The sequence below is a fragment of the Nonomuraea insulae genome (genome assembly GCF_042656245.1).
The window spans coordinates 249,203-262,792 of record NZ_JBHSPA010000045.1; the positions used below are offsets into that span (position 1 = coordinate 249,203).

The 13,590-nt window shown below is 71.7% G+C and carries 14 protein-coding genes; 5 read left to right on the forward strand and 9 right to left on the reverse strand.

Annotation, left to right across the window (positions count from 1 at the left end):
• Positions 1 to 6 precede the first annotated feature (6 nt).
• Positions 7 to 672 (forward strand): histidine phosphatase family protein, encoded by a 666-nt coding sequence (locus tag ACFPZ3_RS35555; protein ID WP_379518700.1) that lies wholly within the window; start codon positions 7 to 9, stop codon positions 670 to 672.
• On the opposite strand, the gene ACFPZ3_RS35560 is transcribed toward ACFPZ3_RS35555, so the two are convergent.
• On the reverse strand, positions 662 to 1,192 hold the full coding sequence (locus ACFPZ3_RS35560; RefSeq protein ID WP_379518701.1) for a uridine kinase family protein: 531 nt from the start codon (positions 1,190 to 1,192) through the stop codon (positions 662 to 664). The two genes, ACFPZ3_RS35555 and ACFPZ3_RS35560, sit on opposite strands and share 11 nt — an antisense overlap.
• Positions 1,193 to 1,270: 78 nt before the next feature.
• Here ACFPZ3_RS35560 and ACFPZ3_RS35565 point away from each other — a divergent pair, with 78 nt between their 5' ends.
• Positions 1,271 to 2,428 carry a CaiB/BaiF CoA transferase family protein gene (locus tag ACFPZ3_RS35565; RefSeq protein ID WP_379518702.1) on the forward strand — a complete coding sequence of 386 codons (1,158 nt, stop codon included), beginning with the start codon at positions 1,271 to 1,273 and terminating at the stop codon, positions 2,426 to 2,428.
• Between the two features lie 65 nt (positions 2,429 to 2,493).
• Entirely contained in the window at positions 2,494 to 3,993 is a 1,500-nt protein-coding gene (locus tag ACFPZ3_RS35570) for a carboxyl transferase domain-containing protein (RefSeq protein ID WP_379518703.1), read from the forward strand.
• On the opposite strand, the gene ACFPZ3_RS35575 is transcribed toward ACFPZ3_RS35570, so the two are convergent.
• Genes ACFPZ3_RS35575 through ACFPZ3_RS35605 form a run of 7 tightly spaced genes read right to left on the reverse strand, consistent with a single transcriptional unit; the run spans position 3,977 to position 10,674 of the window.
• Positions 3,977 to 5,899, reverse strand: a complete 1,923-nt coding sequence (locus ACFPZ3_RS35575) for a hypothetical protein (protein WP_379518704.1) — start codon at positions 5,897 to 5,899, stop codon at positions 3,977 to 3,979. The two genes, ACFPZ3_RS35570 and ACFPZ3_RS35575, sit on opposite strands and share 17 nt — an antisense overlap.
• Positions 5,896 to 6,375, reverse strand: coding sequence for a sigma-70 family RNA polymerase sigma factor (locus ACFPZ3_RS35580; RefSeq protein ID WP_379518705.1), 480 nt, complete (start codon positions 6,373 to 6,375; stop codon positions 5,896 to 5,898). Before ACFPZ3_RS35580 ends, ACFPZ3_RS35575 begins: the two co-directional genes overlap by 4 nt.
• Positions 6,376 to 6,427: 52 nt before the next feature.
• Positions 6,428 to 6,823 carry a hypothetical protein gene (locus tag ACFPZ3_RS35585; protein ID WP_379518706.1) on the reverse strand — a complete coding sequence of 132 codons (396 nt, stop codon included), beginning with the start codon at positions 6,821 to 6,823 and terminating at the stop codon, positions 6,428 to 6,430.
• A complete protein-coding gene (locus ACFPZ3_RS35590; protein ID WP_379518707.1) occupies positions 6,820 to 7,266 on the reverse strand; it encodes a hypothetical protein in 447 nt (148 codons plus the stop codon). The genes ACFPZ3_RS35585 and ACFPZ3_RS35590 overlap by 4 nt, the downstream gene beginning before the upstream one ends.
• Positions 7,267 to 7,311: 45 nt before the next feature.
• Positions 7,312 to 8,088, reverse strand: coding sequence for a carbon-nitrogen hydrolase family protein (locus tag ACFPZ3_RS35595; protein ID WP_379518708.1), 777 nt, complete (start codon positions 8,086 to 8,088; stop codon positions 7,312 to 7,314).
• Positions 8,048 to 8,995 carry a DUF418 domain-containing protein gene (locus ACFPZ3_RS35600; RefSeq protein WP_379518709.1) on the reverse strand — a complete coding sequence of 316 codons (948 nt, stop codon included), beginning with the start codon at positions 8,993 to 8,995 and terminating at the stop codon, positions 8,048 to 8,050. Before ACFPZ3_RS35600 ends, ACFPZ3_RS35595 begins: the two co-directional genes overlap by 41 nt.
• Positions 8,971 to 10,674, reverse strand: a complete 1,704-nt coding sequence (locus ACFPZ3_RS35605; RefSeq protein ID WP_379518710.1) for an alpha/beta hydrolase — start codon at positions 10,672 to 10,674, stop codon at positions 8,971 to 8,973. The genes ACFPZ3_RS35600 and ACFPZ3_RS35605 overlap by 25 nt, the downstream gene beginning before the upstream one ends.
• Positions 10,675 to 10,699: 25 nt before the next feature.
• Between ACFPZ3_RS35605 and ACFPZ3_RS35610 the strand changes: the two genes are divergently transcribed.
• The gene (locus ACFPZ3_RS35610; protein ID WP_379518711.1) at positions 10,700 to 11,866 is read left to right on the forward strand and encodes a pyridoxal phosphate-dependent aminotransferase; all 1,167 of its coding nucleotides are present in this window, start codon (positions 10,700 to 10,702) and stop codon (positions 11,864 to 11,866) included.
• A gap of 64 nt (positions 11,867 to 11,930) precedes the next feature.
• Here the strand turns inward: ACFPZ3_RS35610 and ACFPZ3_RS35615 are convergent, their stop codons facing one another.
• A complete protein-coding gene (locus ACFPZ3_RS35615) occupies positions 11,931 to 12,476 on the reverse strand; it encodes a TetR/AcrR family transcriptional regulator (RefSeq protein ID WP_379518712.1) in 546 nt (181 codons plus the stop codon).
• A 90-nt stretch (positions 12,477 to 12,566) separates the two neighbouring features.
• On the opposite strand from ACFPZ3_RS35615, the gene ACFPZ3_RS35620 reads away from it, so the two are divergent.
• Positions 12,567 to 13,586 (forward strand): aldo/keto reductase, encoded by a 1,020-nt coding sequence (locus ACFPZ3_RS35620; protein WP_379518713.1) that lies wholly within the window; start codon positions 12,567 to 12,569, stop codon positions 13,584 to 13,586.
• Positions 13,587 to 13,590: the final 4 nt, after the last annotated feature.

Sequence of the window (13,590 nt, forward strand, 5' to 3'; positions counted from 1 at the left end):
GTGCGCATGGGACCTGCGCGGATCATGGCGGTCCGCCACGGAGAGAGCGAGGCCAACCTCGCCTACCAGGAGGCCGGGGCGAGGCCGCTGGTCTACGAGCGTGGCGACGACGAGGTGACGCTGACGGAGCTGGGCAGGACGCAGGCGGTGGCTCTCGGCCGCCTGCTGGCCGCCCTGCCCCCGGAGGAGGCGCCCGAGCTGGTCTGGTGCTCGCCGTACCTGCGGGCGCTCGACACCTGGAAGCTCGCGCGACAGGAGTGGGGGACCGCCCCGCTCCCCGTCACCGTGGACGAGCGGCTCAGGGACCAGGAGGCGGGGGCGTTCGCGCACCTCAACCTGGCCGCCATCGGCGAACGCCACCCCGAGGAGCTGGCGCGCAGGGAGTCGGCGGGCGCCTACGCCTACCGGCCGCCCGGCGGCGAGTCGCTGGCGGACGTCGTGATCCGGCTCCGCGACTTCCTCAAGGACCTGGCCGGGCGCGCGGACCGGCGGCGGGTGCTGATCGTCGCCCACGACTCGGTGGTGCTGGGGCTGCGCCACGTCCTGACGGGCGATCCGGACACGGGCCTGGCGTCCGTGCTGGAGCACGCGCCGGTGCTGAACGCCTCGGTGTCGCTCTGGCGGGCCGGTGAGCTCATGCGCTTCAACGACGTCGCGCACCTCACGTCGTGACGACCAGATCGGCCCGCTCCCGGGTGCGGTCCCCGGCGAACCACATCCGCTCCGCCGCGAACCACTCCCGCCACCTGGGCTCCAGCTCGGGCCCGTCCCGCTCCAGCACGCGTCGCAGGCGCACCTCTTCCGGCGCCTCCACCCAGACGGTGTACGCCGTCAGCCCCGCCGCCGAGGCCCGCGCCGTGCCGACGCCCTCGATGATCAGGACGGGCGCGGGCGGTACGGTCACCTGTTCCGCGTATGTGCCGCGTACCCAGTCGTACCTGCGGAAACCGCCCGCCAGGCCCTTCTGGAGCGGCCGCAGGACCTGCGACTCCAGGGCGTGGAACCACCCGCCGGGACCCTCCTCCCACGGCACGGGGAAGTCGTCGCCGTGAATGACCTGGCAACGCAGCCGCGCCCCCAGCCGCGCCGCGAACGTCGTCTTGCCCGCCCCCGCCGGCCCGTCCACGGCCACCAGCCGCACCGATCCGCAGGAAGGCCGCAGGTTCGTGATGCGGGCGGCCAGCTGATTCATCGGACCCAGGGTAGATGACGAAGGGCAGGCGCCTGCGAGAATGTTCTTTCACCCCGAACGCAAGTAGGAGGTTGGATCTTGCTCGGACCCCTCGGTGACATCGTCGTGCTCGATCTGTCCAGGGCTCTGGCCGGGCCGCACGCCGCGCAACTGCTCGGTGACCTGGGCGCGCGCGTGATCAAAGTCGAGCATCCGGACGGGGGTGACGAGTCACGGGGCTGGGGCCCGCCATTCGTCGGTCCGGATCACGACATCTCGACCTATTTCCTGGCAGCCAATCGCAACAAGCAGTCCATCGCCGTCGATCTGAAGTCCGCCGAGGGCAAACAGCTCATCGAGCGCCTCGTACGCCAGAGCGACGTCCTCATCGAGAACTTCCGCACCGGCGTGCTCGACCGCCTCGGCTTCTCCGTCGAGCGCCTGCACGAGCTCAACCCCCGCCTGGTCATCCTGTCGATCACCGGTTTCGGCCACGACGGGCCCGAAGGGGGCCGCCCGGGCTACGACCAGATCGCCCAGGGCGAGGCGGGCCTCATGTCGCTCACCGGCCCCTCGCCCGACGAGCCCTACCGGGTCGGCGCCTCCATCGCCGACCTGCTGGCCGGCATCCACGGCGCGTACGGCGTGGCAGGAGCGCTCTACGAGCGCGAGCACACGGGCCAGGGCCGGGTCATTCGCACCTCGCTGCTGGCCGCCATCACCGGTGTGCACTCCTACCACGGCACCGCCTGGACGGTCGGCGGCAAGGTGCCCACAGCGGGCGGCAACCACCACGCCTCGATCGCCCCCTACGGCGCCTTCCGCTGCGCCGACGGCATGTTGCAGATCGCCGCCGCGAACGAGGGCCAGTGGCGCAAGGTCGCCGCGCTCCTCGACATCGACCCCGGTCAGGCGCGCTACGCCACCAACCGCGACAGGTTCACCCACCGCGACGAGCTGATCGCCGACATGGAGAAGGGCCTGGCGGCCCACGACCGCGCCCACTGGCTGGCCAGGCTGGGCGAGGCGGGGGTGCCGGCGGGCGCTATCAGATCGCTCGACGAGGTCTACAACTGGGAGCAGACTCGCTCGCAGGGCCTGGTCGTCGAGGTGGAGCACCCGGTGCTCGGGAAGATCGAGCTGCCGGGGCCGCCGCTGCGGTTCGACGGGCTGACCGGAGTCGAGCACACCGCGCCGCCCGCGCTCGGCCAGGACGGAGACGCCGTGCTGGCCTGGCTGGAAGAGCGCGAACAATGAGGTGGCACCGGCCGGGGCGCTCGCGCGTCAACATGGCATCGTCGACTGACATCTAGGGAGCGATAGTGAGCCGTCCGGACGCGCGCACACTGATCGACACGGTCCTCGACCGGGGGTCGTGGAAGTCGTGGGACGCGCCGCCCGCAGATCCGGCAGAGCCTGGCTCCGACTACGCCGACGAGCTGGCCGCGGCCCGCATCAAGTCCGGCTACGACGAGGCCGTGATCACCGGTGAGGGGCTGCTCGACGGCCGCAGGGTGGCGGTCGCGGCGTGCGAGTTCTCGTTCATGGCGGGCTCGATCGGGGCGGCGGCGGCCGAGCGGTTCGTGACCGCGGTCGAGCGGGCCACCCGCGAGCGGCTGCCGCTGCTGGCCGCGCCGGCCTCGGGCGGCACGCGCATGCAGGAGGGCGCGCTCGCGTTCGTCCAGATGGTGAAGATCACCGCGGCGATCCAGGCGCACCGGGCGGTCGGCCTGCCCTACCTGGTCTACCTGCGGCACCCGACGACGGGCGGCGTGTTCGCGTCGTGGGGGTCGCTCGGGCACGTCACGGCGGCCGAGCCTGGGGCGCTGATCGGGTTCTTGGGGCCGCGGGTGTTCGAGTCGTTGCACGGCTACTCCTTCCCCGAGGGCGTTCAGGTCTCGGAGAACCTGCACCGCAAGGGCCTGCTCGACGCGGTGGTCTCGGCGCAGGACGCGCGGGAGGTGGCGATCAGGGCGCTGACCGTGCTGGCCCCCGACCGGTCGGGCATCGTGGCGGGGGAGCCGCCGGTGGAGGACCTGCGGCCGGTGGAGGCGTGGGAGGCGATCACGCGTTCCCGCCGCGACGACCGGCCGGGCGTGCGCACGCTGCTCAAGCTCGCCGCCTCCGACGTGACCCCGCTCAGCGGCACCGGCGAAGGCGAGAACGAGCCGGGGCTGCTGCTCGCGCTGGCCAAGTTCGGCACCGCGCCCGCGGTCGTGCTCGGCCAGGACCGGCGGCTCCAGCGCACCAACTCGCCGCTCGGCCCGGCCGGGCTGCGCGTGGCCAGGCGCGGCATGCGGCTGGCCGCCGAGCTCGGGCTGCCCCTGATCACCGTGATCGACACGGCCGGGGCCGACCTGTCGAAGGCGGCCGAGGAGGGCGGGCTGGCCGCCGAGATCGCCCGCTGCCTGGCCGAACTGGTCATCCTCGACGCGCCGACCGTCTGCCTGCTGCTCGGCGAGGGCGCGGGCGGAGCGGCGCTGGCGCTGCTGCCCGCCGACCGGGTGCTCTGCGCGCAGCACGCCTGGTTGTCGCCGCTGCCGCCCGAGGGCGCCTCCGCCATCCTCTACCGCTCGGTCGACTTCGCCCCCGAGATCGCCCAGGCGCAGCGCATCCGCGCCACCGACCTGCGGCGCGACGGCATCGTGGACCGCGTCGTGCCCGAGTTGCCCGACGCCGCCTACGAGCCTCGGCAGTTCTGCGAGCGGGTGGGGCGGGCGCTGGAGTACGAGATCGCACGGCTGCTGGAGGTGAGCCCGGCGGACCGTCTCGCGGCCCGCCAGGCCCGTTACCGCAACCTCGGATCTAGTTCTCCCGCTTGACCGGGCCGTCCTGCCAGAGCTTCGCGCCGCCGGCGTCGTAGCCCACGAGGTACGTCCCGGCCGAGAAGTCGCCGCCCTCGGGCCACGGGCCCGCGAACAGCGTCACCCCCTGGCCCCACCGGTCGGGCACGGCCTTCGCGGTGGCGGTGCGGCCGTTGGACGTGACGAGGTGGACGCTGGTCGTGCCCTTCGGTGCGTAGCCGTACCACGCGGCGGCGCCCCGGGTCCATTTCGCCGGCCGGTCCCAGAGCAGGTCGCTCAGCTTCTCGCCGGGCAGCGGCCCCGCCAGCGAGGCGGTGGGTTCGCCGTGCCAGAAGAAGGCCAGGCAACTGGGCGGGACCACGAGCGCGGCCATGTCCTCCGGCAGGGCCTGGCGGCCGGCGTCGATCGTCACGCCCTTGCGCCCGCAGGATTTGCCGGCCTCCGGGTAGCGCTCCAGTGGCCCGTCCTGCGGTGTGACGGTGAAGCCCGCGAGCACCACGTCGCCCGAGGGGATCGTGACGTGCCAGATCGCGGCCGGGGCGCCCTTGCCGCGCAGGAACCCGGCGCGGACCCGCCGCCCGTCGGACAACACCGCCTCGACCGACTTCCACGGGCCGAGCACCACGCCGTAATACGTGACGGCGCCCGGCTCCGGCAGATAGGTGACCGCCTTCTCATGGGAGAACCGGCCTTTCAACCCGGCACCGAAGCACGTCGGGTTCTCCCCGCCCCACGGGGACACACCCCCCGAGCGGCAGAGCGAGGTCATGTCCTTGCCGAAACTGGTGAACCAGGCGCGGATGCCGGTGCCGGGAAGGGCCACCGCCTCGCCGATGACCGGGCTGTCGGCGATCGTCTGCTGATCATCGATGTCCCGGCGCCAGACCTCCCCGCCCGACGCGTCGTAGGCGACCACGCCGTAGCGATTGATCCAGCCGCCGGCCGGATTCCCGGTGGCGAACAGCGTGACGCCCAGGCCCCACGGGTCGGGCCGCGTCTCGGCCTGGACCTTGGCGCCGCTCGGCAACGTGAGCTCGACCCTGGCGACGTCCTTGCGCGCGACGCCGGCGATCACGTCCTCCTCCAGGGTCGGTTGCACCGGCTCCTGCCCCTTCAGCAGGACCGACGCGAGGTCCTTGCCATGCCGGGACATGGCCACCTCCGTGCCCTGGCCCGACTCGTACGGCCGCGCGACGACCCCCGCCGGCAGCTCCAGCGCGTCCCCGAGCGCCTTGCCCGACGGCCGATCGGACAACATGTCGCGGGACCACGATCCGAGCTTCCTGCCCTGGTCGTCGGCGATCTCGATCGAGGACATCGGGTGCCGGACGGGATAGGTCACGGTCCAGATCCGGTACGGGACGCCGACCGGTCGCGACACCGTGCCAGGGAAGCGCTGCCCGTCGGCCGCGACCCCGGTGATCCCGCCGACGCCCTCCAGCGTCACACCCCAGTCCAGCGCGCTCTCGGCCCCGTCGCGCAGCGTGCTGCCGACGAACCAGGCATCGGTGTCCAGCTCCTCCGTGAGGGGCGTACAACCGCCGTACGGCTCCGCGGCGGCCCGTTCCAGCACGAAGCACATCTCGGGATAGCCCGCCTGCGCCCTGGCGAACCAGAGCCGCAGCGGCTTGCCCTCGGTCGGGTTGTCCACGGTCACCAGCTCGCCGGTGGCGGTCCTGTCCCGCATCAGCCCCTCGTAGATCGCGTCGGCGTCGGCCGCGGTGTTGCTGCCCAGGCCCCCGTTGAGCAGGACAGGCACGAACACGGCCAGCAGCGCCACGGGCAGCGCGGCCACCGCCAGCCGGGCCACCCCGCGCCGCCACGGCCGCCGCTCGCGCAGGCGGATCCAGGCGTCGGGACTGGTCTCGAAGGTGTGGGCGCGGGCGTCGAACGCGGCCCGCAGGCGCTCTTCCAGGTCGTTCACCGCTCCTCCTCCTGCAGCGCTCTGCCCAGGGCGGCCAGTGCCCTGCTGGCGTGGGTCTTCACCGATCCGGGCGATACGCCCATGGCGTCGGCGATCTCGCGTTCCGACAGGTCCAGCCAGTAGCGCAGGACGAGGGCCTCGCGCTGGCGGCGCGGCAGGCGGTCCACGGCCGCGAGCAGCTCGCGGTGCTCCTCGGAGACGAGGACCGCGTGTTCGCTGCTGCGGACGGGCTCAGGGGGGTCGGGGCGGCGCAGCCGTACGAGGCGGAGGTGGCGCAGGCGGTTGCGGGTCAGGTTGCAGACGGTGGCGCGCAGGTACGCCAGGGCGGCCCCGTCGTCGCGCAACCGCCTGGTGTGCAGCCGGGCGAACGCCTCCTGGGCGATGTCCTCGGGGTCGTCAGCGCCGAGCAGCCCGGCCAGGCGCACCAGGGATTGGTACTGGGCCGCGAACAGCTCGGCGAACGACGGCTGCGGCATGGTCGCAGTTTCGGTCACACCATCTCAGACACGCGGGACGGCCGCCGGTTGACTAGGGGACCGGAATCCGTTCGACGCGGATGGAGAAGACCTCCTCGCGGGGCACCACGACCTCGTAGGCGCCGTGGTCGACCATCCAGTAGCCGAGCGCCTCCGCCTTCATCCCGCTGTGCCCGGTGTAGGCGATGTGCAGCCCGTCGTCGTCCTCGTCGAGGACGATGCACGGCTCGCCGCCGAACGCGCCCACCGTGCGGATCAGCACCAGCCACTCCACCTGCGACCTGGGCACCACCCGTCGCCAGTAGCCCGCGGCGGCCTCGAAACCCTCCAGCTCCTCCTCGCTGAACAGCACCACCTGGTCGTTGTCGGGGCCGAGGGCGGCGGGCAGCGTGCGCTCACCGAAGCGGGCGACGAAGCCGGAGGCGACCGGCGCGATCTCGTCGCTCATGCGGCGGGCCGCCAGGTCAGCCCGTCGTACTCGGCGAAGGGCCGCTCGCCCTCGCCGGTGACGTGGACGATCTCCGCCCCCGCCGGGATCGGCATCGGAACGGTGTGGAACTGCGGCACCACGTGCTCGGAAGAGGTGGTGAACCCGTTTCCCGCGAACGGCGGCGCGTCGCTCCAGTCACCCCCCATATGCGGTCCGTAGGGCACCGCGTAGGTGTCGACGTCGCGGGCGAACCACCGCATGAGATAGAGCTCGGTCACCTCGGCGAACAGCTCCGATCCATCGAAGGCCAGGTCGAGCCCGTAGTAGAGCCCCTCGGGGCTGGTCAGCCGGACGCAGTCCTGCACCCGGTAGACGTAGCCCGAGATGACCGTGCGTTTGCCCGACAGATATGGCACGAGCAGACGCGGCGGGACCACCTTCTGCATCTGCGTTCCGCTCACGGTCCTACTTTACGATCGCTTGACCCCGCGGTGGACCGTCCGGAGCTACAGGACGCGGTGTTCGAGGCACGGAAGGGTCGCCCTGGCGGTGGCGGTCCACTCGTGATCCACCTCCACGACCCGCACGCCGGGGCCCGTGCCCAGGTCGGCGCGTACGACGCCGAGGGGGTCGACCAGCATGCTCCGGCCCACCCCGAACCCGTCGGACGACTCGGCCGGATTGGGGGCCTGGCCGACGGCCGCGGTCCACATGGTGTTCTCCAGCGCCCGCGCCCTGACCAGGGTCACCCAGTGGTCCTCCTTGAGCGGCCCCGAGCCCCACGCCGCGATCACCGCGAACAGCTCCGCCCCCTGGTCCACCAGCGCCCTGGCCAGCTCGGGGAAGCGGATGTCGTAGCAGGTGATCAGCCCGACCCTGACCCCGGCCAGCTCCACCACGACGGGCTCCGCGCCGGGCGCGACCAGGTCGGACTCCTTCGCGCCGAAGGAGTCGAACAGGTGGATCTTCCGGTACGCCGCCTTCACCGCCCCCTGGGCGTCGAGGGCCACGGCCGTGTTGTGCACCCGATCCTCGCCGGGCTCGAACACCCCCGCGACCACCGCCAGCCCGTGCTCGCGGGCGGCCTCGGCCAGCCCGGTCACGAACGGCCCGTCCAGCGGCTCTGCCAGGCCCGTGACGCGCCTGCCGTAGCGGGTGAGTGTGGCCTCCGGGAAGATCGCCAGGTCGGCTCCCTCGGCGGCGGCGAGCGCCTCCCTGGCCCTCTTGAGGTTTGTCGACGGGTCAGGGGACACCGGGATCTGGCAGAGGGCGATTCTGGTCACGGCCAGACTCTAACCGGTTGGGCACCAGCCGAAACCAGGTCAGGCACCGCCAAAGCCACTCAAGCGGGCCGTACTTGTATCTCTCCAGCCACCACCGGCTGAGCAGCACCTGAAGGAGGAGCGTGAGCGCCGCCAGCGCCACCACCGACCAGCGGGTCGGGTCGGCGTTGAGCAGCGGCAGCGCCAGGACGATCACCGCGGTGCCGGAGACGTAGTTGGTCAGCGCCATCCTGCCCAGCGGCTCCAGCACCGCCGACAGGCGCGGGCGCAGGACGAGCAGCAGCCCCAGCGAGTACGCCGCCGCGCCCGCCAGGGCGGCCACGCTGTAGACGACCCAGTTGCCGGTGCTGCTCCCCGCGGCGGTCAGCAGGACGGCGGCCAGCGCGGTGGCGGCGAACCCCGGCAGCAGCAGCTCCCGGGACGGCCGCAACTGCCACAACCCCATCCCGACCAGGAACAACCCGGGAATCAGCATCACCCCGCCGCCCACCTGCGGCAGCAGCCCCCACGCCGTCACCACCACGCCCAGCAGCAGCACGGGCAGGCCGCCCGGCAGGAACGAGACGGGCAGCAGCACCACGGCGCCCCAGAAGGCGTAGTCGGTCAGCACCTCGCCCTCGTAGAACGCGTGCTGGATCTTCCCGAAACAGAACAGCCAGAACAATCTGCTCAGCAGCGCCCAGCGGCTGTTGCCGCGCAGGAACAGCAGGAAGCTGATGCCGAACAAGGTCGAGAAGATCGGGTAGAACCGGCTCTGGAACAGCGCCTCGATCGCCCAGTCGAGCGGCACGCGCGGCTTCTTGTCGGTGTGCTGCCAGGTGTTGACCAGCATGATGCCGCCCACCGCGAAGCCGCGGAGGGCGTCGAGCTCACGGATACGCGTCAGAGGAACCAGAGCAACCACCATACGAGGAATCCGGCGCCGGCGGCGGTCACCGCCATGCGTGGCCAGGTGCGTTCGTACACGAGCGCCGCGGCGGTCAGCACGACCGAGGCGACCGCCAGCCACGTGTACAGCCCCGCCGTGTCGGGGATGCCGACGGCCAGCGCGGTCTCGTTCCTGCTCGCCATGGTGTAGACCGACTCGGCGATCAGCCCGCAGAAGGCCGCGCCGGACAGCCCGCCGAAGGCCGCCAGGGACCGGCCTCTGAGCGCGCCCTGGACGAGCTGGACCAGGCAGAGGAGCGCGAACAGCGCGAACGGCGCGGCCAGCCAGGGCGACCGGGAGATCTGGTACGGCGCTCCGGTCACGTGCAGGCCGCCCACTCCGCGAGCGGGAGGCTGCGAACAGGGATCGCTGTACGTCTTCGCCGGGTCGCCGACGAACTCCACGATCTTCTCCCTGGCGCACGCGTCGGCCAGGAAGACGGCGTGGGCGGCGCTCTGGAACTGCTGGAAGCGGGCGTTGGGCAGGGCCTGGGCGGCGGGCCCCGCGGTCCTCGGGGGCGTCGTCGGATCCTGCTGCCCGCCGAGCACGTAGACGGGCGCCTTGGTGGTGGCGTTCACGGGCGCCGCCTTGGGCAGCTGCCAAGCATCACACACCGCTTTGTCACCATTTACGGTGAAAAGTCGGGATTTTGGGGTGAATGTGTTGAACGGGACCTCGTCCTGGCACTGCACCGCGTGATACAGCCCGAACTCGTGCGACACCAGCGCCTCGCCCACGGCGTCGGCCAGCGGCCGCAAGAACTCGTCGTGCCCGTCGGCCAGCGCCCGCACCAGCGCGGGCGCCACCCCGGCCAGCTCCGCGTCCTGCAGCCCCTCCATCAGGATCGTGGCCACGTCGTCGCCGCTCATCCGCGCCGTGAACTCCCTGCCGAGCAGCGGATCCGTCGTCGGCACCCGCGCCGGCGTCCTGTTCAGCCGGGCGACCATGGTCTCGAAAGGCTCCTTCGCGCCCAGCCCCGCCATGGTGTCGGACAGGTTGCGGTCCGCGTCGTCGTACCAGGTGACGCTCTCCGGCAGGTAGGAGTCCAGCACCACCGACCGCACCCCCGCCGGGTCGGCCGCGGCCACGTCCATCATGACCCTGGTGGAGTAGCTGACGCCGAACAGGTTCCACGACGCGTACCCCAGCTCCTCCCGTAACGCGACCACGTCGGCCGTGATCTCCTTCGTGTTGTACCCCCGCAGGTCCATGCCCTGCTCCCGCAGCCGCTCGCGGCACCGGTTCGCGGCGGCCCCGATGTCGGCGGGCGGCTCCCGCAACTGCCCGAGCATGGCCTGCGCGGTCTCGGGGCAGCCCAGCACGGGCTGGGAGTACGCGCTGCCGCGCTGCTCCACCGTCACCACGTCACGATCGGGGAACATCTGGCTCAGGAAACCCGTGAGCTGCATCGACGCCGAGGCGGGGCCGCCGCTCATGAACACGACGGGGTCCGGTTTCCGATTCGCGGCGGTGGACATGTGCACGGCGTACCCGACTTTGATCTTCCGCTCGGGGGCGTCCCTGCGCTCGGGAACCTCGAGGAAACCGCAGTTCGTGCGGGCGGGCATGGGCACGGGGCAGGCGCCTGGAGCGGCGCCGGCCGGGGTCATGACGGGGGGTGCGGACAGGGCGAGGGCGAGCACGACCCGAATGATCACGGCACGAGACTAATAGTGTGGAGCCGTGACCGAACCACTTGTTCCCAGGATGCGCGCCTTCGGCACGACGATTTTCGCGGAGATGAGCGCGCTCGCCGTACAGACCGGATCGATCAACCTCGGCCAGGGCTTCCCCGACACCGACGGGCCCGCGGCCATGCTCGACCGCGCCGTCCAGGCCATCGGGTCGGGCGCGAACCAGTACCCGCCGGGGCCGGGCGTGCTGGAGCTACGGCAGGCGGTGTCCGAGCATCGGGCCGCGCACTACGGGCTCTCCTACGATCCGGTGGGCGAGGTCCTGGTCACGGTGGGCGCCACCGAGGCCATCGCGGCGACCGTGCTGGCGCTGTGCGAGCCGGGGGACGAGGTGATCGCGTTCGAGCCCTACTACGACTCCTACGCCGCCTCCATCGCCCTGGCCCAGGCCCGGCTGGTGGCCGTGACCATGCGCCCGGTCGAGGGCCGCTTCACCTTCGACCCCGACGACCTGCGCGCCGCCATCACCCCCCGCACCCGCGCCATCCTCGTCAACTCCCCGCACAACCCCACCGGCACCGTCTTCACCCGCGCCGAACTCACGGTCATCGCGGAGCTGTGCCAGGAACGCGACCTGATCGCCATCACCGACGAGGTGTATGAGCACCTGACCTTCGACGGTGTGGAACACATCCCCCTGGCCACCCTGCCCGGGATGCGCGAGCGCACGGCCATGATCTCCTCGGCGGGCAAGACGTTCTCGGTCACCGGCTGGAAGACCGGCTGGCTCTGCGGCCCTCCGGCCCTGGTCACGGCCGTCCAGACGGTCAAGCAGTTCCTCACCTTCACAGCCGGTGCGCCGTGGCAACTGGCGGTGGCGTACGGGCTGCGGCACGAGCTCGACTGGGTGGCGGCACTCGGGGCGGGCCTCCAGGACAAGCGCGACCGGCTGATGGAGGGCTTGGCGGCGGCCGGCTTCTCAGTGCTACGGCCTTCGGGCACGTACTTCGTACAGACCGACATCCGGCCGCTGGGCTTCTCCGACGGCCTCGACCTCACCCGCCGCCTTCCAGAACTGGCTGGGGTGGTCGCCATCCCCACGCAGGTCTTCTACGACCACGCGGAGAGGGGGCGGCATTTCGTCCGGTTCGCCTTCTGCAAGAAGGACGAGGTCATCGACGAGGCCGCCACCCGCCTCAAACGCCTCTCCTCCTGACCCCCGCTCCTGCTTCTGGCGGCGCTCTGGTGCGGCGGGGCCCGGCGAGATTCGGTCGCTGGGCTCAGGAGCGGTCCGGCCGGAGGCCGTCGAAGACGACCGCGAGCGTTCGCGTACGTAGCTCCTCGTCCCAGTTGTTGTGCTGCGCCGCCAAGCACGTGGCACTCAGCAACGCCAGCAGCTCCGCCATCCCCACATCCCCCCGGACCGCCCCAGCCTTCTGCGCCCGCACCAGCAGCACCTCGATGGCCCCCCGGATGTCCGGCACCCCCGCCTTGGCATCGATCCCCGCCGAAGCCAACGCGTCCACCAGCACCTTCTTCACGGTCGAGTCCTCCACGATCGTCGTGAAGTACTCGAACAACGCCGCCCCCGGATCCTCAGCCGAAGCCAGCTCATCGGCCCGATCGGCCAGCCGCCGCATCCGGTCCAGGACGATCGCCTGGTAGAGCGTCTCCTTCGTGGGGAACTGGCGGTAGATCGTACCGACCCCCACCCCGGCCACCTCGGCGATCTCGCGCATCGACGCGCCGAGCCCGTCCCGGGCCAGCACCACTTCGGCGGCCTCCAGCACGCGGGCACGGTTGCGTTGCGCGTCGGCACGCATCATCCCCATCACCTTCCCGTTTCGCGTTGACAAGCGGAACCGTCGTTCCGTATCGTCCAACCGGAACAAGCATTCCGATTCTAGGGGACCCCCATGGACTACCTAAACCTGGGCCGCTCCGGCCTGCGCGTCTCAAGGGCCTGCCTGGGCACCATGAACTTCGGCACCGGGCACGGCCTAGCCGCCGGCGACGAGGCGGAGGCCGGCCGGGTCATCGACGCGTTCATCGAGGCGGGCGGCAACATCATCGACACCGCCGACCTGTACCACCGGGGCGAGACCGAGGAGATCGTCGGGCGGGCGGTGCGCGGCAGGCGTGAGCAGGTCATCCTGGCGACCAAGGGCGCCATGCCCGTGGGCACAGAGGGGCGCGGCCTGTCCCGCCGGCACCTCACCAGAGCCCTCGACGCCAGCCTGCGCCGCCTCGGCACCGACTACATCGACCTGTACCAATGCCACCAATGGGACCCCGCGACCCCGATCGAGGAGACCATGGCCACGCTCGACGGCTTCGTACGGGCGGGCAAGGTCCGCTACATCGGCTGCTCCAACTTCAGCGCGACGCAGATCGTCGAGGCGCAGTGGGCCGCCGCGCGCGTGGGCGGCACCCCGTTCGTGAGCCTGCAGCCGCAGTACTCGCTGGTCCAGCGGGTGATCGAGGCCGAGATCCTGCCGGCCTGCGAACGGCATGGGATGGGCACGATCGTGTACGGAACCCTCGGCGGCGGTGTCCTGACCGGCCGATATCGGCACGGCGAGACCCCTGACCCGGACAGCCGGATGGGCAGGCTGCTCGGCCACTCCATGCCCGGCGCGAACCGCTGGGCCGAGTCGCTGCTCAACGACCGCAATCTGGACATCGCCGGGGAACTCGTCAAGGTGGCCGCCGGCCTGGACGCCGCGCCGTCGGAGGTGGCCCTGGCGTGGGTCGCGCGCCGCCCCGGTGTGACCACCGTCCTGCTCGGCCCCCGTACGGCAGAACAACTGCGCCAGAACCTGGCGGCCTTCGACCTGGACCTGCCCCAGGAGGCGCTGGCCCGCCTGGACGAGATCTCCGCTTTCGACCCCGGCCCCATGGACGGCTCCTTCTTCCACCTCACCCCCCGCCGCTGAACCC

Coding starts and splice junctions, on each gene's coding strand:
- ACFPZ3_RS35555 (WP_379518700.1), top strand. CDS start 7: ATGGGACCTGCGCGGATCATGGCGGTCCGCCACGGAGAGAGCGAGGCC.
- ACFPZ3_RS35560 (WP_379518701.1), bottom strand. CDS start 1,192: ATGAATCAGCTGGCCGCCCGCATCACGAACCTGCGGCCTTCCTGCGGA.
- ACFPZ3_RS35580 (WP_379518705.1), bottom strand. CDS start 6,375: ATGCCGCAGCCGTCGTTCGCCGAGCTGTTCGCGGCCCAGTACCAATCC.
- ACFPZ3_RS35585 (WP_379518706.1), bottom strand. CDS start 6,823: ATGAGCGACGAGATCGCGCCGGTCGCCTCCGGCTTCGTCGCCCGCTTC.
- ACFPZ3_RS35600 (WP_379518709.1), bottom strand. CDS start 8,995: ATGGTGGTTGCTCTGGTTCCTCTGACGCGTATCCGTGAGCTCGACGCC.
- ACFPZ3_RS35615 (WP_379518712.1), bottom strand. CDS start 12,476: ATGATGCGTGCCGACGCGCAACGCAACCGTGCCCGCGTGCTGGAGGCC.
- ACFPZ3_RS35620 (WP_379518713.1), top strand. CDS start 12,567: ATGGACTACCTAAACCTGGGCCGCTCCGGCCTGCGCGTCTCAAGGGCC.